16 protein-coding genes are annotated in these 23,174 nt (G+C 54.8%); 9 read left to right on the forward strand and 7 right to left on the reverse strand.

From position 1 onward, the window contains the following. Nucleotides 1-51 precede the first annotated feature (51 nt). Nucleotides 52-1,425 (reverse strand): aromatic amino acid transporter AroP, encoded by a 1,374-nt coding sequence (gene aroP / locus B3B59_RS07320; RefSeq protein WP_154298787.1) that lies wholly within the window; start codon nucleotides 1,423-1,425, stop codon nucleotides 52-54. A 533-nt stretch (nucleotides 1,426-1,958) separates the two neighbouring features. On the opposite strand from aroP, the gene pdhR reads away from it, so the two are divergent. From pdhR to traT, 5 genes are all read left to right on the forward strand, one after another. Next, nucleotides 1,959-2,723, forward strand: a complete 765-nt coding sequence (pdhR, locus tag B3B59_RS07325) for a pyruvate dehydrogenase complex transcriptional repressor PdhR (RefSeq protein ID WP_040077141.1) — start codon at nucleotides 1,959-1,961, stop codon at nucleotides 2,721-2,723. Nucleotides 2,724-2,844: 121 nt separating this feature from the next. Next, a complete protein-coding gene (gene aceE / locus B3B59_RS07330) occupies nucleotides 2,845-5,508 on the forward strand; it encodes a pyruvate dehydrogenase (acetyl-transferring), homodimeric type (protein ID WP_040077140.1) in 2,664 nt (887 codons plus the stop codon). A gap of 14 nt (nucleotides 5,509-5,522) precedes the next feature. Beyond that, nucleotides 5,523-7,421 (forward strand): pyruvate dehydrogenase complex dihydrolipoyllysine-residue acetyltransferase, encoded by a 1,899-nt coding sequence (gene aceF / locus B3B59_RS07335; protein WP_046884974.1) that lies wholly within the window; start codon nucleotides 5,523-5,525, stop codon nucleotides 7,419-7,421. A 174-nt stretch (nucleotides 7,422-7,595) separates the two neighbouring features. Then, entirely contained in the window at nucleotides 7,596-9,020 is a 1,425-nt protein-coding gene (gene lpdA / locus B3B59_RS07340) for a dihydrolipoyl dehydrogenase (protein WP_046884973.1), read from the forward strand. 193 nt (nucleotides 9,021-9,213) lie between these two features. Further along, entirely contained in the window at nucleotides 9,214-9,945 is a 732-nt protein-coding gene (traT, locus tag B3B59_RS07345; RefSeq protein WP_046884972.1) for a conjugal transfer complement resistance protein TraT, read from the forward strand. Between the two features lie 49 nt (nucleotides 9,946-9,994). Here traT and B3B59_RS07350 read toward each other — a convergent pair whose 3' ends face one another. Together B3B59_RS07350 and B3B59_RS07355 are read right to left on the reverse strand one after the other, a co-directional pair. Further along, nucleotides 9,995-10,786, reverse strand: a complete 792-nt coding sequence (locus B3B59_RS07350) for a DUF2950 family protein (RefSeq protein ID WP_046884971.1) — start codon at nucleotides 10,784-10,786, stop codon at nucleotides 9,995-9,997. Between the two features lie 10 nt (nucleotides 10,787-10,796). Continuing rightward, nucleotides 10,797-12,272 (reverse strand): DUF3300 domain-containing protein, encoded by a 1,476-nt coding sequence (locus tag B3B59_RS07355; RefSeq protein ID WP_286808538.1) that lies wholly within the window; start codon nucleotides 12,270-12,272, stop codon nucleotides 10,797-10,799. Nucleotides 12,273-12,797: 525 nt separating this feature from the next. On the opposite strand from B3B59_RS07355, the gene acnB reads away from it, so the two are divergent. Next, nucleotides 12,798-15,395 (forward strand): bifunctional aconitate hydratase 2/2-methylisocitrate dehydratase, encoded by a 2,598-nt coding sequence (acnB, locus tag B3B59_RS07360; protein WP_286783704.1) that lies wholly within the window; start codon nucleotides 12,798-12,800, stop codon nucleotides 15,393-15,395. Between the two features lie 190 nt (nucleotides 15,396-15,585). Next, nucleotides 15,586-15,948, forward strand: a complete 363-nt coding sequence (gene yacL / locus B3B59_RS07365; RefSeq protein WP_040077132.1) for a protein YacL — start codon at nucleotides 15,586-15,588, stop codon at nucleotides 15,946-15,948. Nucleotides 15,949-15,979: 31 nt separating this feature from the next. Here yacL and speD read toward each other — a convergent pair whose 3' ends face one another. The 3 genes from speD to B3B59_RS07380 all read right to left on the reverse strand — a co-directional run bounded on the left by speD (nucleotide 15,980) and on the right by B3B59_RS07380 (nucleotide 18,099). Further along, nucleotides 15,980-16,774: an adenosylmethionine decarboxylase gene (gene speD / locus B3B59_RS07370; RefSeq protein WP_040077131.1), complete on the reverse strand. Its 795-nt coding sequence runs from the start codon at nucleotides 16,772-16,774 to the stop codon at nucleotides 15,980-15,982. 1 nt (nucleotide 16,775) lies between these two features. Continuing rightward, nucleotides 16,776-17,645, reverse strand: coding sequence for a polyamine aminopropyltransferase (speE, locus tag B3B59_RS07375; protein WP_212477191.1), 870 nt, complete (start codon nucleotides 17,643-17,645; stop codon nucleotides 16,776-16,778). Nucleotides 17,646-17,751: 106 nt separating this feature from the next. Next, entirely contained in the window at nucleotides 17,752-18,099 is a 348-nt protein-coding gene (locus B3B59_RS07380; protein ID WP_040078596.1) for a YacC family pilotin-like protein, read from the reverse strand. A 145-nt stretch (nucleotides 18,100-18,244) separates the two neighbouring features. Here B3B59_RS07380 and cueO point away from each other — a divergent pair, with 145 nt between their 5' ends. Then, on the forward strand, nucleotides 18,245-19,804 hold the full coding sequence (gene cueO, locus B3B59_RS07385; RefSeq protein ID WP_286808540.1) for a multicopper oxidase CueO: 1,560 nt from the start codon (nucleotides 18,245-18,247) through the stop codon (nucleotides 19,802-19,804). A gap of 184 nt (nucleotides 19,805-19,988) precedes the next feature. Here the strand turns inward: cueO and B3B59_RS07390 are convergent, their stop codons facing one another. Then, nucleotides 19,989-22,379: a glucose/quinate/shikimate family membrane-bound PQQ-dependent dehydrogenase gene (locus B3B59_RS07390; RefSeq protein ID WP_286808542.1), complete on the reverse strand. Its 2,391-nt coding sequence runs from the start codon at nucleotides 22,377-22,379 to the stop codon at nucleotides 19,989-19,991. Between the two features lie 207 nt (nucleotides 22,380-22,586). Between B3B59_RS07390 and hpt the strand changes: the two genes are divergently transcribed. Further along, on the forward strand, nucleotides 22,587-23,123 hold the full coding sequence (gene hpt / locus B3B59_RS07395) for a hypoxanthine phosphoribosyltransferase (RefSeq protein ID WP_046884965.1): 537 nt from the start codon (nucleotides 22,587-22,589) through the stop codon (nucleotides 23,121-23,123). Nucleotides 23,124-23,174 lie beyond the last annotated feature (51 nt).

The raw sequence follows: 23,174 nt of genomic DNA on the forward strand, positions 1-23,174 counted from the left end.
GAGGAAGGTAACAGGCTCTGTGCCCGCAGAGGGGCACAGAGAGAGGCAGGATTACTGTACTTTTACCGTTTTGGCGTTCTTTTGCTTAAACAGGTAGCCCACGCCGAGGATCACGATCCAGACCGGGATGAGATACACAGAGATAGCCATACCCGGCGTCATCAGCATAATCACCAGCACCGCTGCCATAAACAGCAGACAGACATAGTTACCCAGCGGATAGAGCAGGGCAGGGAAGCGCGTTTTGACGCCCTGCTGCTGCTTGGCACGGCGGAACTTGATGTGCGCCAGGCTGATCATGGCCCAGTTGATGACCAGGGCAGAAACCACCAGCGCCATCAGCAGGCCAAAGGCCGATTCCGGTGCCAGGTAGTTGATCAGCACGCACAATGCAGTGACCACGGCTGAAACAATAATGGTGTTCACCGGTACGCCACGCTTGTCGACGTTAAGCAACGCTTTCGGGGCATTGCCCTGCTGGGCCAGGCCGAACAGCATACGGCTGTTGCAGTAAACGCAGCTGTTGTAAACGGAGAGCGCAGCGGTCAAGACAACAACGTTCAGCGCGTTTGCCACAAAGGTGTCACCCAGCTCGTGGAAGATCAGTACGAACGGGCTGGTGTCAGCGGTAACGCGCGTCCACGGCAGCAGCGAGAGCAGCACGGCCAGTGAACCCACATAGAAGATCAGAATACGGTAGATAACCTGATTGGTCGCTTTCGGGATGCTCTGCTCCGGGTTGTCGGCTTCGGCGGCGGTAATGCCCACCAGTTCCAGGCCGCCGAAGGAGAACATAATAATCGCCATCATCATCACCAGACCGGTCATGCCGTGCGGCAGGAACCCGCCCTGTTCCCAGAGATTACGCACAGTGGCCTGCGGACCACCGTTACCGCTGAACAGGAGCCAGCCGCCGAACAGGATCATGGCGACGACGGCAATGACTTTAATAATGGCAAACCAGAACTCCATCTCACCAAACACTTTTACGTTGGTCAGGTTGATGGCGTTAATAATGACAAAGAAGGCTGCAGCGGAAATCCAGGTCGGGACTTCCGGGTACCAGAACTGAATGTATTTACCCACCGCGGTCAGCTCAGCCATCGCCACCAGGACGTACAGCACCCAGTAGTTCCAGCCAGATGCAAACCCGGCGAAGCTTCCCCAGTATTTATAGGCGAAGTGGCTGAATGAACCCGCTACAGGCTCCTCCACGACCATTTCCCCCAGCTGGCGCATAATCAGAAATGCAATAAAGCCGGCAATGGCATAACCCAGAATAATGCCAGGACCCGCAGACTGAATAACGGACGCGCTGCCCAGGAACAGACCCGTGCCAATAGCGCCGCCCAGCGCGATAAGCTGAATATGGCGGTTTTTAAGGCCGCGCTTTAGCTGATCGCCGTGCTGTTGACCTTCCATCATGAAACCTCGTGTGTGTTTGTTATGTTCACGCTCAGGCGTGTGTAATTATGAAATTCCATTTCATGTATTTATTTCTTTACGGTGAAGTTGACCTAAAATACAGGACATGACTTCCGTTAACGCCAGAATAGTGTTAAGCGCCCGCGAATGCACCTGCTTTATGAAGGGACGATGACGAGTTGAATAAAAAGAAACCAGTTGTTAATCGACTCGTTTAACCCCTTTTATCTGTGTATAGAATAAAAATGCTCTCTAAGTGGCGCATATTTCATAATTTGGCGAGGTGAATCGGTTCAGATTGAGTATTTTGCGTTTCATTAAAGTTAAAACTGCCTCTTTATGGGTAATAATTTCATTTGGGCAAAGTTACATTTCTGAAACGTTATTTCTGTAAGGTTGTTAAAATGTGCCGGGTTTAATGATTTCAATCAAAACCAATATGGACACAAGGTGAATACTTTGTTACTTTAGCGATACGAACATGAAATTGGTAAGACCAATTTACTCCGGGCAAAAGGCGTAAGACAGGGAATATGGCCTACAGCAAAATTCGCCAACCTAAACTTTCTGATGTGATAGAGCAGCAGCTGGAGTTTTTAATCCTCGAGGGGACACTGCGCCCCGGCGAAAAACTCCCGCCTGAACGCGAGCTGGCAAAACAGTTCGACGTTTCCCGCCCCTCGCTGCGTGAGGCGATCCAACGTCTCGAAGCCAAGGGCCTGCTGCTTCGTCGCCAGGGCGGCGGAACTTTTGTGCAAAACAGCCTGTGGCAGAGCTTCAGCGATCCGCTGGTAGAACTTCTCTCTGACCACCCAGAATCCCAGTTTGACTTGCTTGAGACCCGTCACGCGCTTGAAGGCATCGCGGCTTATTACGCGGCCCTGCGCAGCAATGATGCCGATCGCGACCGTATTCGCGAACTGCATCAAGCCATTGAACGGGCACAGCAGTCCGGCGATTTAGACGCCGAGTCCGATGCCGTTGTCCAGTATCAAATCGCTGTTACCGAAGCAGCCCACAATGTTGTGCTCCTCCATCTGCTACGCTGCATGGAGCCGATGCTGGCCCAGAACGTTCGTCAGAATTTTGAATTGTTGTATGCCCGTCGGGAAATGCTCCCACTGGTAAGCAACCATCGCACCCGAGTATTCGAGGCGATAATGGCCGGGGAGCCGGAGCAGGCGCGTGAAGCGTCGCACCGTCACCTGGCTTTCATTGAGGAAATCTTGCTGGACCGCAGCCGTGAACAGTCGCGTCGCGAACGTTCATTACGCCGCATACAGCAACGAAAGGATTAAGCGCCAGTTTTTTAGAGCGCGGCAACTAAACGCAGAACCTGTCTTATTGTGTTTTCTGGCGAAAATACAATGGGACAGGTTCCAGACAAATCAACGTATTAGATAGATAAGGAATACCCCCATGTCAGAACGTCTCCAAAATGACGTGGATCCGATCGAAACTCGCGACTGGCTACAGGCGATCGAATCGGTCATCCGTGAAGAAGGTGTTGAGCGTGCTCAGTATCTGATTGATCAGCTGCTTTCTGAAGCTCGCAAAGGCGGCGTGAAAGTGGCTGCAGGTGCAGGGGCTAACAACTACGTAAACACGATTGCCGTCGAAGACGAACCGGAATACCCGGGCAATCTGGATCTGGAACGTCGTATCCGTTCTGCAATCCGCTGGAACGCCATCATGACCGTTCTGCGCGCATCCAAGAAAGACCTGGAACTGGGTGGCCACATGGCATCCTTCCAGTCTTCTGCCACCGTTTACGAAGTGTGCTTTAACCACTTCTTCCGTGCGGCCAACGAGAAAGACGGCGGCGACCTGGTGTACTTCCAGGGCCACATCTCTCCGGGCATCTATGCACGTGCCTTCCTGGAAGGTCGTCTGACTGAAGAGCAGATGAACAACTTCCGTCAGGAAGTTCACGGTAAAGGTCTGTCTTCTTACCCGCACCCTAAACTGATGCCTGAATTCTGGCAGTTCCCGACCGTATCCATGGGTCTGGGTCCAATCGGTGCGATCTATCAGGCTAAATTCCTGAAGTATCTGGAACACCGTGGTCTGAAAGACACCTCTGAGCAAACCGTTTACGCCTTCCTGGGCGACGGCGAAATGGATGAGCCAGAATCTAAGGGTGCGATCACCATCGCGACCCGTGAGAAGCTGGACAACCTGTGCTTCATCATCAACTGTAACCTGCAGCGTCTGGATGGTCCGGTAACCGGCAACGGCAAGATCATCAACGAACTGGAAGGCATCTTCGCGGGTGCTGGCTGGAACGTGATTAAAGTCATGTGGGGCGGTCGTTGGGATGAGCTGCTGCGTAAAGACACCAGCGGTAAACTGATCCAGCTGATGAACGAAACCGTTGACGGCGACTACCAGACCTTCAAATCCAAAGACGGTGCCTACGTGCGTGAGCACTTCTTCGGCAAATACCCTGAAACTGCCGCACTGGTTGCAGACTGGACTGATGAGCAGATCTGGGCGCTGAACCGTGGTGGTCACGATCCGAAGAAAGTCTACGCTGCACTGAAAAAAGCGCAGGAAACCAAAGGTAAAGCGACCGTCATCCTGGCCCACACCGTTAAAGGTTACGGCATGGGTGATACCGCTGAAGGTAAAAACATCGCTCACCAGGTTAAGAAAATGAACATGGACGGCGTGCGTTATATCCGCGACCGTTTCAACGTTCCAGTGACCGATGAGCAGGTTGAAAACCTCTCTTACATCACCTTCCCGGAAGGTTCTGAAGAGCACAAGTACCTGCACGAACGTCGTCAGGCGCTGAAAGGCTACCTGCCTGCTCGTCAGCCTAACTTCACCGAGAAACTCGAACTGCCTGCGCTGGAAGACTTCTCTCAGCTGCTGGAAGAGCAGAACAAAGAGATCTCTACCACCATCGCTTTCGTGCGTGCCCTGAACGTGATGCTGAAGAACAAGTCGATCAAAGATCGTCTGGTTCCAATCATCGCCGACGAAGCGCGTACTTTCGGTATGGAAGGTCTGTTCCGTCAGATCGGTATCTACAGCCCGAACGGCCAGCAGTACACCCCGCAGGACCGTGAGCAGGTTGCATACTACAAAGAAGACGAGAAAGGCCAGATCCTGCAGGAAGGTATCAACGAGCTGGGTGCAGGCGCGTCCTGGCTGGCTGCTGCGACCTCTTACAGCACCAACAACCTGCCGATGATTCCGTTCTACATCTACTACTCCATGTTCGGTTTCCAGCGTATCGGTGACCTGTGCTGGCAGGCTGGCGACCAACAGGCTCGTGGCTTCCTGGTCGGTGGTACTTCCGGTCGTACGACTCTGAACGGTGAAGGTCTGCAGCACGAAGATGGTCACAGCCACATTCAGTCTCTGACTATCCCTAACTGTATCTCTTACGACCCGTCTTACGCGTACGAAGTGGCAGTCATCATGCACGACGGTCTGACCCGTATGTACGGTGAAGCGCAAGAGAACATTTACTACTACATCACCACGCTGAACGAAAACTACCACATGCCGGCTATGCCGGAAGGTGCCGAGGAAGGTATCCGTAAAGGTATCTACAAACTCGAAACCCTCGAAGGTAGCAAAGGTAAAGTTCAGCTGCTGGGCTCCGGTTCTATCCTGCGTCACGTTCGTGAAGCGGCTCAGATCCTGGCGAAAGACTACGGTGTGGGTTCCGATGTGTACAGCGTGACCTCCTTCACTGAACTGGCGCGTGATGGCCAGGATTGTGAACGCTGGAACATGCTGCACCCAATGGAAACTCCGCGCGTTCCGTACATCGCTCAGGTGATGAACGATGCACCAGCGGTGGCATCTACTGACTATATGAAACTGTTCGCTGAGCAGGTTCGTACTTACGTACCAGCGGATGATTATCGCGTTCTGGGTACTGACGGCTTCGGTCGTTCTGACAGCCGCGAAAACCTGCGTCACCACTTCGAAGTTGATGCTTCTTACGTGGTTGTAGCAGCCCTGGGCGAACTGGCTAAACGTGGCGAAATCGATAAGAAAGTGGTTGCGGATGCAATTACCAAATTCAATATCGATGCAGAAAAAGTTAACCCGCGTCTGGCGTAAGAGGTAAAAGAATAATGGCTATCGAAATCAATGTACCGGACATCGGGGCTGATGAAGTTGAAATCACCGAGATCCTGGTCAAAGTAGGCGACAAAGTTGAAGCTGAACAGTCGCTGATCACCGTAGAGGGCGACAAAGCCTCTATGGAAGTCCCGTCTCCTCAGGCTGGCATCGTTAAAGAGATCAAAGTCTCTGTTGGCGATAAAACCGAGACCGGCAAACTGATCATGATTTTCGATTCCGCCGACGGTGCAGCTGATGCTGCACCTGCTAAGGCAGAAGAGAAGAAAGAAGCCGCTCCGGCTGCAGCACCTGCTGCTGCGGCAGCGAAAGACGTTAATGTGCCTGACATCGGCGGTGACGAAGTTGAAGTCACTGAAATCCTGGTGAAAGTGGGCGACAAAGTTGAAGCTGAACAGTCCCTGATCACCGTAGAAGGCGACAAAGCCTCTATGGAAGTCCCGGCGCCGTTCGCGGGTACCGTTAAAGAGATCAAGATCAACACCGGTGACAAAGTCTCTACCGGCTCCCTGATCATGGTCTTTGAAGTGGCTGGCGCTGAAGGCGCGGCTCCGGCGAAAGCCGAAGCGGCTCCGGCACAGGCGGCTGCACCAGCAGCGGCTGGCGGTGCGAAAGACGTTAACGTACCGGACATCGGCGGTGACGAAGTTGAAGTGACCGAAGTGATGGTAAAAGTGGGCGACAAAGTTGCCGCTGAACAGTCACTGATCACCGTTGAAGGCGACAAGGCTTCTATGGAAGTCCCTGCGCCGTTCGCCGGTACTGTTAAAGAGATCAAAATCAGCACCGGCGACAAAGTCTCTACCGGTTCTCTGATCATGGTCTTCGAAGTAGAAGGCGCTGCACCTGCGGCCGCTCCGGCTGCCGCTGCTGCTCCAGCTCCGGCTGCTGCACCGGCTCAGGCTGCTAAACCTGCTGCGGCCCCTGCTGCAAAAGCGGAAGGCAAATCTGAGTTCGCTGAAAACGACGCTTACGTCCACGCAACACCGCTGATTCGTCGCCTGGCGCGCGAGTTCGGTGTGAACCTGGCGAAAGTAAAAGGGACCGGTCGTAAAGGTCGTATCCTGCGCGAAGACGTTCAGAGCTACGTGAAAGACGCGGTGAAACGCGCCGAAGCTGCACCTGCTGCAGCCGCTGGCGGCGGTATCCCGGGCATGCTGCCATGGCCAAAAGTGGACTTCAGCAAGTTCGGCGAAATCGAAGAAGTGGAACTGGGCCGTATCCAGAAAATCTCGGGTGCTAACCTGAGCCGTAACTGGGTGATGATCCCGCACGTTACTCACTTCGACAAGACCGATATCACCGATCTGGAAGCGTTCCGTAAACAGCAGAACGCCGAAGCTGAGAAGCGTAAACTGGATGTGAAATTCACCCCAGTGGTCTTCATCATGAAAGCGGTTGCTGCGGCGCTGGAACAGATGCCTCGCTTCAACAGCTCCCTGTCTGAAGATGGCCAGAAGCTGACGCTGAAGAAATACATCAACATCGGTGTTGCGGTTGATACGCCAAATGGTCTGGTTGTTCCGGTCTTCAAAGACGTGAACAAGAAGAGCATTACCGAGCTGTCCCGTGAACTGACCACCATCTCCAAAAAAGCGCGTGATGGTAAGCTGACTGCCGGCGAAATGCAGGGCGGCTGCTTCACTATCTCCAGCATCGGCGGCCTGGGTACTACCCACTTCGCGCCGATTGTGAACGCGCCGGAAGTGGCGATCCTCGGTGTGTCCAAGTCCGCGATGGAGCCGGTGTGGAATGGTAAAGAGTTTGTGCCGCGTCTGATGATGCCAATCTCTCTCTCCTTCGACCACCGCGTGATCGACGGTGCTGATGGTGCGCGTTTCATCACCATCATCAACAACACCCTGAGCGACATTCGCCGCCTGGTGATGTAATCGAAAAGCCGGCCAGTCGGCCGGCTTTTTTCTGGTAACCTCGGCGCGTCAGCAAGGTTACTGCGAAAGCGAGAATTCATGAGCCGTTTGTTGTTTCAAAATTGTTAACAATTTTGTAAAATACGGGCGGATAGAACGACCCGGTGGACGACGGGTATAAATTAAGAGGTCATGATGAGCACAGAAATCAAAACTCAGGTCGTAGTACTTGGGGCAGGCCCGGCAGGTTATTCCGCAGCATTCCGCGCGGCGGATTTAGGTCTGGAAACCGTCATCGTAGAACGTTACAACACCCTTGGCGGTGTTTGTCTGAACGTCGGCTGTATCCCTTCTAAAGCGCTGCTGCACGTAGCGAAAGTTATCGAAGAAGCCAAAGCACTGGCTGAACACGGTATCGTCTTCGGTGAGCCGAAAACTGACATCGACAAAATTCGTACCTGGAAAGAGAAAGTTATCACTCAGCTGACCGGCGGTCTGGCGGGTATGGCCAAAGGCCGTAAAGTGAAAGTGGTAAACGGTCTGGGTAAATTCACCGGCGCGAACACCCTGGAAGTGGAAGGCGAGAACGGTAAAACCGTGATCAACTTCGACAACGCGATCATCGCCGCGGGTTCTCGTCCAATTGAACTGCCGTTCATTCCACATGAAGATCCACGCGTGTGGGACTCTACCGATGCGCTGGAGCTGAAAGAAGTACCTAAGCGCCTGCTGGTTATGGGTGGCGGTATCATCGGTCTGGAAATGGGTACTGTGTACCACGCGCTGGGTTCAGAGATTGACGTGGTTGAAATGTTCGACCAGGTTATCCCGGCTGCAGACAAAGACATCGTTAAAGTCTTCACCAAGCGCATCAGCAAGAAGTTCAACCTGATGCTGGAAACCAAAGTGACTGCCGTTGAAGCGAAAGAAGACGGTATTTACGTTTCCATGGAAGGCAAAAAAGCCCCTGCTGAACCACAGCGTTACGACGCCGTGCTGGTGGCAATCGGCCGTGTGCCGAACGGTAAAAACCTTGACGCGGGCAAAGCTGGCGTGGAAGTGGACGACCGTGGCTTCATCCGCGTTGACAAGCAGCTGCGTACCAACGTGCCGCACATCTTTGCTATCGGCGACATCGTCGGTCAGCCAATGCTGGCGCACAAAGGTGTTCACGAAGGTCACGTTGCCGCGGAAGTTATCGCTGGCATGAAGCACTACTTCGATCCAAAAGTGATCCCATCTATCGCCTACACTGAGCCAGAAGTTGCCTGGGTTGGTCTGACTGAGAAAGAAGCGAAAGAGAAAGGCATCAGCTACGAAACCGCCACCTTCCCGTGGGCTGCTTCTGGCCGTGCTATCGCTTCCGACTGCGCAGACGGTATGACCAAGCTGATCTTCGACAAAGAATCTCACCGTGTGATCGGTGGTGCGATTGTCGGCACCAACGGCGGCGAGCTGCTGGGCGAAATCGGCCTGGCGATCGAAATGGGCTGTGACGCTGAAGACATCGCGCTGACCATCCACGCTCACCCAACTCTGCACGAGTCCGTGGGCCTGGCGGCAGAAGTGTTTGAAGGTAGCATCACCGACCTGCCAAACGCTAAAGCGAAGAAGAAGTAAGTTTCTTCAGCCTGATGTTAAACGCCTCTTCGGAGGCGTTTTTTTTCGTGTAAACTACCTGATTTGGTTGCTATATCCTTGATATTTTCCTAAAAATCCCCTCACCGCTGCCGATAACATTTTCTTACATTGTTGGTTGATCGGCTCATCGTTATGATGCGCCGGATTATTATTACCAGGTAAAGGAAAACATATGTCTTTTAAGAAAGTAGCGGTAGTTGGCTTACTGGCAGCGACGATGACGCTGGCCGGATGCGGGGCAATGACCACCGCGGTGAAGAAACGTAATCTGGAAGTTAAAACCCAGATGAGCGAAACCGTCTGGCTGGAGCCTTCCAGCGAAAAAACGGTCTACATTCAGGTGAAAAATACATCTGATAAAGACATGAGCAACCTGCAGGCTCAGCTGGCGAACGAGCTGACGGCGAAGGGCTATAAGGTGACCAGTTCTCCCGACAGCGCCTACTACTGGGTGCAGGCGAACGTGCTGAAAGCGGACAAAATGGACCTTCGCGAAGCGCAGGGCTTCCTGAAAACTGGCTATGAAGGTGCCGCCGTAGGTGCCGCGCTGGGTGCCGGTATCACTGCGTATAACAGCAACTCCTCCGGTGCCGCGCTGGGCGTGGGCCTGGCGGCAGGCCTGATCGGCATGGCGGCGGATGCGATGGTAGAAGATGTGAACTACACCATGGTCACCGATCTGCAGATTTCCGAGCGCAGCAAGGCGAAAGTGACCACTGACAACATCGCGGCGCTGCGTCAGGGGACGTCCGGCGTGAAGCTGCAGACCAGCAGCGAGCAGGGCGATCGCGCGAAGTACCAGACCCGCGTGGTGTCGAATGCCAACAAGGTGAACCTGAAGTTTGAAGAGGCGAAGCCGGTGCTTGAAGCGCAGCTGGCAAAATCGGTTGCCAATATTCTGTAATAAGATGGCCGGATAGAGGGAAGCCTTATCCGGCCTTCACGTTAATGCTTTACGGCGCGACGGGCAGCCAGGCACTATCAGGGCTGAATGCGGTTAATGCCTGTGCTTTTAGCGCGGTATCGCTGCCCAAATTCGTCTCGTATACCCTGTCGCTCTGATTAACCACAAAGCTCATCACCCCCGTCTGTCCGTAGCTGACCGGCCAGGCGACCATTGCAAAGCCTTGCTTATCGGGCAGGATCTTGAATCGATAACCGTGATAGCCTGCGCCGGGTTCTGCCGGGCTAAACGCAGGCCCCAGCGGGCTGGGCGCTTCGCCGGGCAATACGGGCCAGTAAAGGCCATCTTTTTTCCCCTTAGAGCTGACGATTTTCGCCGCGTAGGTCTGGTTGAGGGCGAAATAGCTTTGCTGGGCGTCCACGTAGGCATGCAGCTCTTCGATGGCGGCAAGCTCGTTGCGCCCGATTTCGCGCGTCAAAATTTCGTCCGCGGCCTGCTGAATATCAAACTGCCAGCCGTTTGACGTTTTCACGACGGGGATCGGCAGCTGCCAGGCGTTCTCTCCCACAATCAGGTGCGCCGTATCGCCGCTAACAATCGTGGTGTGTTTCACCTTCCAGTCGCGCAGGAAGCGAGCGACGGCTTCGGGGTCAACGCCCTCCGGCGGCAGAACGTTGCGCCAGTTTTCACCAAGCAGATTTCCCATCGCACCTTCATTCTGCTCGCTGATGGCCTGCGTTAAGGCATCGGTAGCTTGTTCAGGCGTGCTGAACTGCTGTTGCGCCACGGCGACGGTGGATGCCATGAACAGCGCCACACCGCTGAGTAAAGTCATCTTCATGTTAGCTCTCTTAACGATGGCGAATATCATGAGGTAAAGGTCGCGCGGCCGGTAACGGATGCTGCGATATATGCGTAGCGAGCTGCCGGCTTTGCAGGCCGCGCTGCTGCTGGGCACGCCAGCTTGCCGCGCGGCTTTCGTTCCCGCTGAGGGCATTGGCCCTGAACGTCTGGTGCTGCAGCGAGGAGGGCTGAAGGGCATGCTGTCCGTGCGTTTCGCCGGAGAGCGCGTGCGGTTTCGCAGCGTCGTAGCCGCGGAAGCTATTTCGCTGCGAAATCTGCTTAAGCTGCTGACTGGACGGCTGATGCTGCAAAGGTCGGGTAGCCTGGAGCTGTGAAAGCGATTTCCTCGTCGACTTTTGCACCTGCGCCATCGCCGCCTGCCGCTGGGTGTCGCGACTGGCAGCCTGATGCGGCGTGGCGCTCAGCCCCGTGGGCGTGCTCGTTGGATGAAACTGGCTGGCGATCTTACCGTTGGGGTAAGGTACGCCGTTACGGTAGCCAGGGTTGTGCTGCCAGAGCATATTGTTGTCCGTGCGGTGCTCGCCCGTAATCTTATTGAAATTATTCACATTGATATTGATGTTATCGCCGTTATGGGTGTAACCATCGTGGTGATAGTCATCATGGTGGTGGTCATCATCATGGTGATGATCGTCGTCGTCCCAGTCGATATTGCTAAACAGCGCGTACGTGGTGGCAATCCCGAGGCTGAAGCCCAGCCCGTTCACAAAGCTATTGCTGAACTGCTCGCCGGGAGAGGGCGGCAGGTACACCGGAGGGTAGCTGGCGTTTGGCCATGCTCCGTAGACAGTGGACGGATTATAGGTCGGTACGTAAACAACCTGAGGATCGGCAGGTTCGATTTTTATAATCGTCGGGCTGGCAGGTGCTATCGCAGCGGCTGTTGTGCTTTGGACTGGCGCCGATTTTTTCTCCACGCTCACCGTCTGCTGTGGCGACGATTTAAGCGCGCCGGTCTGCTGCGCCAGCGCGCGCAGCCGCTGCACGGAGCCCATCACGTCTTTTGGCTGGGCAAGAAACGCGTTGCCGAGGTTCTGCACCCATTCAGGGTTACCGCCCAGCAGCGACATCAACTGCGGGAAAGCGACCAGCGACTTCACGATGGCATCCCACGGCTGGCTGGAAACCGCCTGAATCGCCGCATCGCCCTGCAGTTTTGGATTGTCCTGCGACCACTGCGCGGCCTGTATCACGTTTGACGGATAGGTTGAGGCCATCAGGAGCTGTGACAGGAGCGCGTCCGGGTAGAGCGCAATCGGCGCCGTCCACTGGTCCAGCTGTGCCGCCGTGTAGGTCGGGGCGATAACCGGTGCAGGCGGCGCGGCCGGTGGGGCAGGCTGTTGCTGAGAAACTGGCGCGGGCGTTTCGGTTGCGCGGCTTTTGACGAACATCACGCCCGTGGCGGCGAACAGCCCGGCACTGCACAGAAGGACAAGCAGAGGGGGCTTAAAGGGCATCTTCATAATATGACTCCAACGAAACCAGCGCTGTGTCGCGCGGCGTTACGGTTGGCGCGAGTATTATTCACCCGCCTTTTTACTTTTTGACTTTTATTGGTAATGGCCCGGTACATCCGGACAAAGAGTGTGAGTATTTATTACGCAATTATATCGGATGGCTGAAAAGGCATTGGGTAAATCAGATGACCGCTTTGGCGAGCGGCCAGCAGCCACCGGGACATGCAGAGCCCGGCAATTCGGGTTTTGCCGCAAATCTGCCAGCCCGGTGTGCTACCACCCTAAGGCAACAAATTAACCGCTTTTAGGCGGTTTTTTTGTGCCCTGAACACGCTCTCTTTCCCTGCTATACCATTCTTAACGATTCAGCAAAGTATTTAATGTTGCTTTTTTGTAAACAGATTAACACTGTGCAGAAATCCTGCTATGCTGCCCGACGCGGTATCGGGCATTTACCCTACAAACTGCTGTCTCACAGGAGCGTGAAGAGAACGCCGGCCGCATATGACAATGAGAGCGAGGAGAACCGTCGTGCTAGAAGAATACCGTAAGCACGTAGCAGAACGTGCCGCCGAGGGAATTGTACCCAAACCTTTAGATGCAACCCAAATGGCCGCGCTCGTCGAGCTGCTGAAGAATCCGCCTAAGGGCGAAGAAGAATTCCTGTTAGATCTGTTGATCAACCGTGTACCGCCTGGCGTAGATGAAGCTGCCTATGTCAAAGCCGGATTCCTTGCCGCCATTGCTAAAGGCGATGCGACCTCCCCCCTGGTTACTCCTGAAAAAGCGATTGAACTGCTCGGCACCATGCAGGGCGGCTATAACATTCATCCGCTGATTGATGCGCTGGATAACGACAAGCTGGCACCGATTGCCGCGAAAGCGCTCTCTTCAACGCTGCTGATGTTCGATAACTTCTACGATGTGGAAGAGAAAGCGAAAGCGGGCAACGTCTACGCGAAGCAGGTGATGCAGTCCTGGGCCGATGCTGAATGGTTCCTGAACCGTCCTGCGCTGGCTGAAAAAATCACCGTTACCGTCTTCAAAGTGACCGGTGAAACCAACACCGATGACCTCTCTCCGGCACCGGATGCGTGGTCTCGCCCGGATATCCCTCTGCACGCCCTGGCGATGCTGAAAAACGCCCGTGAAGGTATCGAGCCAGATCAACCTGGCAGCGTTGGCCCGATCAAGCAGATCGAAGCCCTGCAACAGAAAGGTTTCCCGCTGGCCTACGTTGGTGACGTTGTGGGTACCGGTTCTTCCCGTAAATCGGCAACCAACTCCGTGCTGTGGTTCATGGGCGATGATATCCCGCACGTGCCGAACAAACGCGGCGGCGGTCTGTGCCTCGGCGGCAAAATTGCCCCTATCTTCTTTAACACCATGGAAGATGCGGGTGCGCTGCCGATCGAAGTGGATGTCTCTAACCTGAACATGGGCGACGTGATTGACGTTTACCCGTTCAAAGGCGAAGTGCGTAACCACGAAACCAACGAACTGCTGGCCAGCTTCGCGCTGAAAACCGACGTGCTGATTGACGAAGTCCGCGCCGGTGGCCGTATTCCGCTGATCATTGGCCGTGGCCTGACCACCAAAGCGCGTGAAGCGCTCGGTCTGCCGCACAGCGATGTGTTCCGTCAGGCGAAAGACGTGGCTGAAAGCAGCCGTGGTTTCTCTCTGGCGCAGAAAATGGTTGGCCGCGCGTGCGGCGTCGCGGGCGTCCGTCCGGGCGCGTACTGCGAACCGAAGATGACCTCTGTCGGTTCTCAGGATACCACCGGCCCAATGACCCGTGACGAACTGAAAGACCTGGCGTGCCTGGGCTTCTCTTCCGATCTGGTGATGCAGTCCTTCTGCCACACGGCGGCCTATCCGAAGCCGGTTGATGTGACCACGCACCACACGCTGCCAGACTTCATCATGAACCGTGGCGGCGTCTCTCTGCGTCCGGGCGATGGCGTTATCCACTCCTGGCTGAACCGCATGCTGTTGCCAGATACTGTGGGTACCGGCGGTGACTCCCACACCCGTTTCCCAATCGGGATCTCCTTCCCGGCGGGCTCCGGTCTGGTGGCCTTCGCCGCTGCGACCGGCGTTATGCCACTGGATATGCCGGAGTCCGTGCTGGTGCGCTTCAAAGGCAAAATGCAGCCGGGTATCACTCTGCGCGACCTGGTTCACGCCATCCCGCTGTACGCTATCAAACAGGGCCTGCTGACCGTTGAGAAGAAGGGCAAGAAAAACATCTTCTCTGGCCGTATCCTGGAGATCGAAGGTCTGCCGGATCTGAAAGTGGAGCAGGCGTTCGAACTGACCGATGCCTCCGCTGAGCGTTCTGCTGCAGGCTGTACCATCAAGCTGAACCAGGCGCCGATTGAAGAGTATCTGACCTCCAACATCGTCCTGCTGAAGTGGATGATTGCCGAAGGCTATGGCGATCGTCGTACCCTGGAGCGTCGTATTCAGGGCATGGAAAAATGGCTGGCAGATCCGCAGCTGCTGGAAGCTGATGCTGATGCAGAATACGCGGCCGTGATCGACATCGATCTGGCTGATATCAAAGAGCCGATCCTCTGTGCACCGAACGATCCGGACGATGCGCGTCCACTCTCTGCAGTGCAGGGCGAGAAGATCGACGAAGTGTTCATCGGTTCCTGTATGACCAACATCGGCCACTTCCGTGCTGCCGGTAAGCTGCTGGATACCCATAAAGGCCAGCTGCCAACCCGCCTATGGGTGGCACCGCCAACCCGTATGGACGCGGCTCAGCTGACCGAAGAGGGCTACTACAGCGTGTTTGGTAAGAGCGGTGCGCGTATCGAAATCCCTGGCTGCTCCCTGTGCATGGGTAACCAGGCGCGCGTGGCGGACGGTGCGACGGTGGTCTCCACCTCTACCCGTAACTTCCCGAACCGTTTAGGTACCGGTGCAAACGTCTTCTTGGCCTCCGCGGAGCTGGCGGCGGTTGCGGCGCTGATTGGCAAGCTGCCAACGCCGGAAGAGTACCAGACCTTTGTGGCTCAGGTTGATAAGACAGCTGTTGATACCTATCGCTATCTGAACTTCGATCAGCTCTCTCAGTACACCGAGAAAGCGGACGGGGTTATCTTCCAGACGGCAGTATAAACAGCAAAACCGTCTCCACGAGACGGTTTTTAGTGTTTGCACCCTCTCCCGTGGGAGAGGGACGGGGTGAGGGCATCAGGCCGCAGGTTCTTGCTCTCACCTTTTTATTTTCATTCCTTCCCGCCTCCACGCTTTTTTTCTTCCTCTCTGCTGCGATAATTACCCTAATGGCTTTGCAGAGGAAAACACCATGGATTACGAATTTCTGCGCGATATCACCGGTGTGGTGAAAGTGCGCATGTCGATGGGCCACGAAGTGGTCGGGCACTGGTTCAATGAAGAAGTGAAAGAGAACCTTGCCCTGCTGGATGAAGTGGAACAGGCGGCACGCACCGTTAAAGGCAGCGAGCGCTCATGGCAACGCGCAGGGCATGAATATACTCTGTGGATGGACGGCGAAGAGGTGATGGTTCGCGCTAATCAACTGGAGTTTTCCGGCGACGAAATGGAAGAGGGGATGAACTACTACGACGAAGAGAGCCTGTCGCTGTGCGGCGTAGAGGATTTCCTGCAGGTGGTGGCCGCTTACCGCGACTTTATGAAACAGAAATAATGGACCGGAGCATCCCTGCTCCCGGTACCTTTTATACGGCCGGAATATTGCGGCCGTAATAAATCTCGCGCATCTCTTTCCAGAGCAGGTCGGTAATGACCTTACGCTCTTCTTCGCTTAAATCTTCCGGTTTGGTATGGAACATGTAGTGCTTAAGGTCGAAATCCTTTAGCAACATTTTGGTATGGAAGATATTTTCCTGGTAAACGTTCACGTCCACCATGTCGTACAGCGCTTTCATATCTTCGGACATGAAGTTCTGAATCGAGTTTATTTCATGATCGATGAAGTGCTTCATCCCATTGATATCACGCGTAAAACCACGTACGCGATAGTCGACGGTCACAATATCGGATTCAAGTTGATGAATCAGGTAATTCAGCGCTTTTAATGGTGAAATCACCCCGCAGGTCGAGACTTCAATATCTGCGCGGAACGTGCAAAGGCCGCCTTCAGGGTGGCTTTCCGGATAGGTATGTACGCAGATATGGCTTTTATCGAGGTGAGCCACCACCGTTTCAGGTAGCGGACCTGGGTGTTCAGTCTGGTCAATGAGCTTGGGATCGATCGGCTCTTCGCTGACCAGAATGGTCACGCTAGCGCCTTGCGGTTCATAATCCTGGCGTGCAACGTTCAGGATATTGGCGCCGATAATTGAGCAGGTTTCTGACAAGATTTCAGTCAGGCGGTTGGCGTTGTAGAGTTCATCGATATAGGCGATATAACCATCGCGCTCTTCCGCTGTCTTTGCATAGCAGATATCGTAGATACAAAAACTCAGGCTTTTGGTCAGGTTGTTAAAGCCATGCAGTTTAAGCTTTTTCAATTTAGCTCACCCCCTTAGATGTCAGTGCGTCTTTCAGATATTGTGGTAGTGCGAATGCTGCGGTATGAACCGCGGGATTATAGTAGCGGCAGGTCAGATTCGCCTGATGGAAGCGCGCCTGGATAATTTCAGTGGAGAGGTGGCGCAGGGCTTCGTTATCCGTGGCCCAGGCAAACGTCATCACGCCGCCGTAGTAGGTCGGAATCGCCGCCTGGTAGAAGCTCACATCGGCAAAGTAATTGCTCAATTTGCGGTGGCTATCGAGGGCTTCGTCCTGCTGCAGGAAGCAGACGCCATTCTGGGCAACAAAGATGCCGCCAGGTTTCAGGCAACGCTTGCAGCCCTCATAAAATGCTGAGGTAAACAGGCTCTCACCGGGGCCGATAGGGTCGGTACAGTCGGAGATGATCACGTCAAAGGTTTGCGTGGTCTGATTAACAAAGTTAACCCCATCATCGATGACCAGGCTAAAGCGCGGATCGTCGTAACTGCCCGCGTTGTGGTTGGGTAAATACTGGCGACAGAAGGAGACCACGCCGGCATCAATTTCCACCATGGTGATGCTTTCAATCGACTTATGACGCGAGACCTCTCGCAGCATCGCACCGTCGCCGCCGCCGATGATCAGCACATGTTTGGCGTGGCCGTGAGCCAACAGCGGGACGTGGGTCATCATTTCGTGATAGATGAATTCATCACGTTCGGTGGTTTGTACAACGCCATCCAGCGCCATCACGCGGCCAAAAGCCGTGTTCTCGAAGATAATCAGATCCTGATGATCGGTCTTTTCATGATACAGCACGTTATCAACGGCAAAGTACTGCCCAAAGTGATCGTGCAGCGTTTCATGCCACAGCGCATTTTTGGTCATTGGTGATACCTCCTTTGTTAACACCCGAGAAAACCAGGCGCAACATCATAGCTAACAACCCCGGGGGTTGCACGGCCATAATTTCAACAAGGAGGCGTCAGAAAGGTTACTTTACGTAGGCAAGAAGACTCAACGAGTCGCGGGCCAGCGCTTTGCATTTTTTCGCGGTAGGAATGCCGATGCCGCTGAGATCGCGGTAGCTGTCTTCACCGAGCGCCTTCATGTCAAAGCTATCGTAGTTGCTGAGATCCCACTGGTTTTGCTGGGCAAAAAAGACTAAAGCACGACGAATCTGTCCGTTGGGTAAATTCTGGTAGCCGCAATCGTTTTTCAGAAACACAAACACTGCCGTCAGATCCGCCATATCTTCGGCTTCATTTTCACTCAGCGCATAGCTATTTGCGCAACTAATCATAAGGCTGCTGAACAGAATTGTGCGGAAAAACGTCTTCATTGCTTCTACCAATACGTCACGGAAATTCAACGTTAGCACACTTCCCGCCGGTGCGACGATCTTTATTCTGTCTGCACTTATTGACCTTCCGCTAAGGGGAGGGTTTATGCTCTGATACCCGTCTGCTGGAATTAAGGAAATGAACATGCAACGCCGTGATTTTTTAAAATATTCTGCTGCGCTGGGTGTCGCCAGCGCGCTTCCGCTCTGGAGTCGTGCGGTATTTGCCGCCGACAGGCCCGCTTTGCCTATCCCTGACTTAATCGCTCCCGATGCACGAAATCAAATCCGTCTGGTCGTCCAGCAGGGGAAAACCACCTTTGGCCCACATCAGGCCACCACATGGGGCTATAACGGTAATCTGCTCGGCCCGGCACTCCAGCTGCGCCAGGGTAAAGCTGTTACCGTTAATATTCACAATACCCTCGCTCAGGAGACCACGCTTCACTGGCACGGACTGGAAGTGCCCGGCGAGGTGGATGGTGGGCCGCAGGGGATTATCAAACCAGGCGGTCAGCGCACGGTCTCTTTTACGCCGCAACAGCGTGCGGCAACCTGCTGGTTTCATCCCCATCAGCACGGCAAAACCGGCCATCAGGTGGCGATGGGATTAGCCGGGCTGGTGCTGATTGAAGACGATGAAAGCCGATTGCTGCGTCTGCCGAAGCAGTGGGGCATTGATGATGTGCCAGTGATTGTGCAGGACAAGAAGTTTACTGCCGACGGGCAGATCGATTATCAGCTCGACGTGATGAGCGCAGCCGTAGGCTGGTTTGGCGACACGCTGTTAACCAACGGTGCGATTTATCCTCAGCACAGCGCACCCAAAGGCTGGCTGCGTCTGCGCCTGCTCAACGGGTGTAACGCCCGCTCCCTCAACTTTGCTACCAGCGACAAGCGCCCGCTGTATGTGGTGGCGAGCGACGGCGGTCTGCTGCCGGAGCCGGTTAAGGTAAGCGAGCTGCCGATGCTGATGGGCGAGCGCTTTGAGGTGTTGGTGGATATCAGCGACGGTAAGGCATTTGACCTGGTGACCCTGCCGGTCAGCCAGATGGGGATGGCCGTTGCGCCATTTGATAAGCCGCATCCGGTATTGCGCGTCCAGCCGCTCCTAGTGGCTGCCTCCGGCACGCTACCCGATAAACTGGCCAGCCTGCCGGCGTTACCCGCGCTGGAGGGGCTTACAGAGCGTAAGCTGCAGCTTTCGATGGACCCGATGCTCGATATGATGGGCATGCAGGCCCTGATGAAGCGCTATGGCCATCAGGCAATGTCCGGTATGCAGCACGGGCAGATGGAAGGCCATATGAATATGGATCACGGCAAGATGGGCGGCATGAACCACGGCGGGCATGGATTCGATTTGCACAATGCCAATATGATCAACGGCAAAGCTTTCGATATGAACACCCCGATGTTCGCGGCGACCAAAGGGCTGTATGAACGCTGGTTCATCTCCGGCGAGGGGGACATGATGCTGCACCCGTTCCACATCCACGGTACCCAGTTCCGCATTCTCTCGGAAAACGGCAACGCGCCTGCCGCGCATCGTTCAGGCTGGAAAGATACCGTGAAGGTAGAAGGGGGCGTGAGCGAGGTGCTGGTGAAGTTTGATCACGATGCACCGAAGGAGTTTGCTTATATGGCGCACTGTCATCTGCTGGAACATGAAGATACCGGAATGATGCTGGGGTTCACGGTTTAGCTCTGAGCTGACTAAAGCCCTCACCCTGGCCCTCTCCCATGGGGAGAGGGGACAAACACTAAAACGGCAACCGAAGTTGCCGTTTTGCGTTTACCCGGTGCGGCCTGATGCCCTCACCCTGGCCCTCTCCCACGGGGAGAGGGGACAAACACTAAAAACGGCAACCGAGGTTGCCGTTTTGCTTTTACTTTGTGTCGTCCGGCAGAGCATAAGCAACAATGTAGTCGCCCATCTTCGTACCAAACGAACCGTGACCACCTGCAGAGATGACAACATACTGCTTGCCATTCACTTCATAGGTCATCGGCGTGGCTTGTCCACCCGCTGGCAGACGGCCTTGCCACAGCTTCTCACCGTTGGTCATGTTGTACGCACGCAGGTAGTTATCTGCGGTTGCGGCAATGAACAGCACGTTACCGGCGGTAGAGATTGGGCCACCCAGCATTGGCATACCCATATTGAACGGCACAGGAACCGGCATCGGGAACGGCATGCTGTCCTGCGGCGTACCAATACGTTTTTTCCAGACAACCTGATTGGTTTTCAGATCCAGCGCAGAGATGTAACCCCAGGCAGGCTGTTTACACGGCAGGCCAAACGGAGAGAGGAACGGGTTCAGCGTCACGCCATACGGCACGCCATACTGCGGCTGAATACCGGCTTCGGTACCGCTGCCTTTCGCATCTTTCGGCTGCTCCATTGGGTTGCCCGGGCCGCGCGGAATCAGTTTCGAGACAAACGGCAGCGCCATCGGGTTAGCAATTGCCACCTGACGGTTAGGGTCAACGGAGATCCCGCCCCATTCGAACATCCCCAGGTTACCCGGGAAGACCAGCGTGCCCTGTTCAGACGGTGGAGTGAAGATACCTTCATAGCGCAGCTGATGGAACATCACGCGGCACACCAGCTGGTCAAACATGGTGGCACCCCACATGTCTGCACCGCTGAGGTCTTTCTTCGGACGGAAGCTCAGGTCAGAGAACGGCTGCGTTTTGCTGACGTAGTCGCCTTTGGCTGCGCCCTGTGGAACCGGTTTTTCCGGAGCAGGGACGACCAGCTTACCGTTGCTGCGATCCAGCACGAAGATGTTGCCGGTTTTCGCCGGAGCATAGATCACCGGAACGGTTTTACCGTTAACGGTAATGTCCGCCAGCGTCGGCTGGGACGGCATATCCATATCCCACAGATCGTGGTGAACGGTCTGATAGCTCCATGCCAGCTTACCGGTGGTCGCGTTCAGCGCCACGATGGCGCTCGCGTAGCGCTCCTGCTCCGGCGTACGGTTACCGCCCCAGATATCCGGCGTGGACACGCCCATCGGCAGGTAGACCAGGTCCAGCTTCGCGTCATACGCGGCAGGGGCCCAGGAGTTTGGTGAGTTAAAGGTAAAGGTGTGTTCGTCTGACGGGATCGCGTTTGGATCTTTCGCGCCCGGGTCGAAGGCCCACAGCAGTTTACCGGTATTCACGTCAAAACCACGGATAACGCCCGAGGTTTCGCGGGTAGAGAAGTTATCCGTTACCGAACCGGCAATCACGATGGTTTTATCGGTGATGATTGGCGGAGAAGTCGGCTCATACAGACCCGGCGTGGTGTCCGGCATGTTGGTCTGCAGATTCAGAATACCCTTGTTAGCGAAGGTTTCGCACAGCTTGCCCGTTTCGGCGTTGATGGCAAACAGACGACCATCGTTGACCGGCAGCATAATACGGCGCGGACAGTCGGCAATGACTTCCGGGCTGGCATTATCGGCACGCGCTTCGTGGTAAGAGACACCGCGGCAGGTAACGTGCTGGAACGACGGGTTGGAGTTCAGCTGTGGATCGAAGTGCCATTTCTCTTTACCGGTGGCCGCGTCGAGCGCGAACAGACGCTGGTGCGCCGTACACAGGTAAAGCATGTTGCCCACTTTGATTGGCGTCACTTCGTTGGTCAACTCGCCTGGATCGTTAGGCATTTTCAGGTCGCCAGTACGGAAGACCCAGGCTTCTTTCAGATCTTTAACGTTATCGGCGTTGATCTGTTTTAACGGAGAGTAACGCTGACCTTCCTGGTTACGCCCGTAGGCCGGCCAGTCGCCATCAGCCACCTGCGAAATCGCTGCGGCAGGCGTCGATTCGCTGCTCAGGGTGCCTTTGACTTCCTGCGGATCGTTAAAACCCGCCCATGTCAGGATGCCACCGCTGATTAACAGCGCCACGACCAGCGCCGCGACGGCACCGCTGGACGGCACCCAAAGACGACGCCAGACGAATGGCAGGATCAGCCAGATGCCAAAGAAGACCAGGATGTCACTGCGCGGCGTCAGTGCCCAGAAATCGAAACCGACTTCCCAGACGCCCCAAATCATTGTTGCAAGGAGCAGGGCGGCATACAGCCACAGTGCTGATTGCTTTCTACGCCACAGCAGGACGGTGACGCCAACCATCACCAGACCCGCGATCGGGTAGTACCAGGAGCCGCCAATTGCGACCAGCCAGACGCCACCGATTAACAGATACAGCGCGCAGAAAGCTGCGAACACCGCCGTTAATGTCACCAGTAGACGGGGCTGTTTAGATTTTGTTTCAGCCATAGAAAATGTACTCGTCAGTTTTGTTAATTATTTGCTAGCAATTAATTATAGGTATTAACAAGTGTGATCGGAATCACAAATTTTGCTTTTTATATCTCATGCGCCAGGGCTATCCATTTGCTGTTATAATGGCCCGCTTGTGAATCGATGACGGACGCAGGTTCATCCGCATTGAGAGATGTGTTTTACAATCAAACGGTTAGTAATATGAAACATACTGTTGAAGTGATGATCCCGGAAGCGGAGATCAAAGCGCGTATCGCCGAGCTGGGCCGTGAAATTACCGCGCATTATAAAGACAGCGGTTCTGATATGGTGCTGGTGGGGCTGTTACGCGGTTCCTTCATGTTTATGGCCGACCTGTGCCGTGAAGTCCAGGTATCCCATGAAGTCGATTTTATGACCGCCTCCAGCTATGGCAGCGGCATGTCGACAACCCGCGATGTGAAAATCCTCAAAGATCTGGATGAGGATATTCGCGGTAAAGATGTACTGATCGTTGAGGACATCATCGACTCTGGCAACACGCTCTCCAAAGTGCGCGAAATCCTGAGTCTGCGTGGGCCGAAATCCCTCGCCATCTGTACCCTGCTGGATAAACCGACCCGTCGTGAAGTGGACGTGCCGGTAGAGTATATCGGTTTCTCTATCCCGGATGAGTTCGTTGTGGGCTACGGTATCGACTACGCTCAGCGTTATCGCCATCTGCCTTACATCGGCAAAGTGGTGCTACTGGACGAGTGATCGGCTGGATGAGATCCGTAAGAGACAAACGGCAACACTGAGGTTGCCGTT

It is taken from the genome of Leclercia sp. UBA2479 (genome assembly GCF_002341985.1).
Lineage (GTDB): Bacteria > Pseudomonadota > Gammaproteobacteria > Enterobacterales > Enterobacteriaceae > Enterobacter > Enterobacter pneumoniae.

What these genes read in the sequence shown, in the direction of transcription:
- B3B59_RS07380 (WP_040078596.1), bottom strand. Translation starts at nt 18,099, where the DNA reads ATGAAGACGTTTTTCCGCACAATTCTGTTCAGCAGCCTTATGATTAGT.
- aroP (WP_154298787.1), bottom strand. Translation starts at nt 1,425, where the DNA reads ATGATGGAAGGTCAACAGCACGGCGATCAGCTAAAGCGCGGCCTTAAA.
- yacL (WP_040077132.1), top strand. Translation starts at nt 15,586, where the DNA reads ATGGATTACGAATTTCTGCGCGATATCACCGGTGTGGTGAAAGTGCGC.
- aceF (WP_046884974.1), top strand. Translation starts at nt 5,523, where the DNA reads ATGGCTATCGAAATCAATGTACCGGACATCGGGGCTGATGAAGTTGAA.
- speE (WP_212477191.1), bottom strand. Translation starts at nt 17,645, where the DNA reads ATGACCAAAAATGCGCTGTGGCATGAAACGCTGCACGATCACTTTGGG.
- cueO (WP_286808540.1), top strand. Translation starts at nt 18,245, where the DNA reads ATGCAACGCCGTGATTTTTTAAAATATTCTGCTGCGCTGGGTGTCGCC.
- B3B59_RS07355 (WP_286808538.1), bottom strand. Translation starts at nt 12,272, where the DNA reads ATGAAGATGCCCTTTAAGCCCCCTCTGCTTGTCCTTCTGTGCAGTGCC.
- lpdA (WP_046884973.1), top strand. Translation starts at nt 7,596, where the DNA reads ATGAGCACAGAAATCAAAACTCAGGTCGTAGTACTTGGGGCAGGCCCG.
- pdhR (WP_040077141.1), top strand. Translation starts at nt 1,959, where the DNA reads ATGGCCTACAGCAAAATTCGCCAACCTAAACTTTCTGATGTGATAGAG.
- aceE (WP_040077140.1), top strand. Translation starts at nt 2,845, where the DNA reads ATGTCAGAACGTCTCCAAAATGACGTGGATCCGATCGAAACTCGCGAC.
- B3B59_RS07350 (WP_046884971.1), bottom strand. Translation starts at nt 10,786, where the DNA reads ATGAAGATGACTTTACTCAGCGGTGTGGCGCTGTTCATGGCATCCACC.
- traT (WP_046884972.1), top strand. Translation starts at nt 9,214, where the DNA reads ATGTCTTTTAAGAAAGTAGCGGTAGTTGGCTTACTGGCAGCGACGATG.
- hpt (WP_046884965.1), top strand. Translation starts at nt 22,587, where the DNA reads ATGAAACATACTGTTGAAGTGATGATCCCGGAAGCGGAGATCAAAGCG.
- B3B59_RS07390 (WP_286808542.1), bottom strand. Translation starts at nt 22,379, where the DNA reads ATGGCTGAAACAAAATCTAAACAGCCCCGTCTACTGGTGACATTAACG.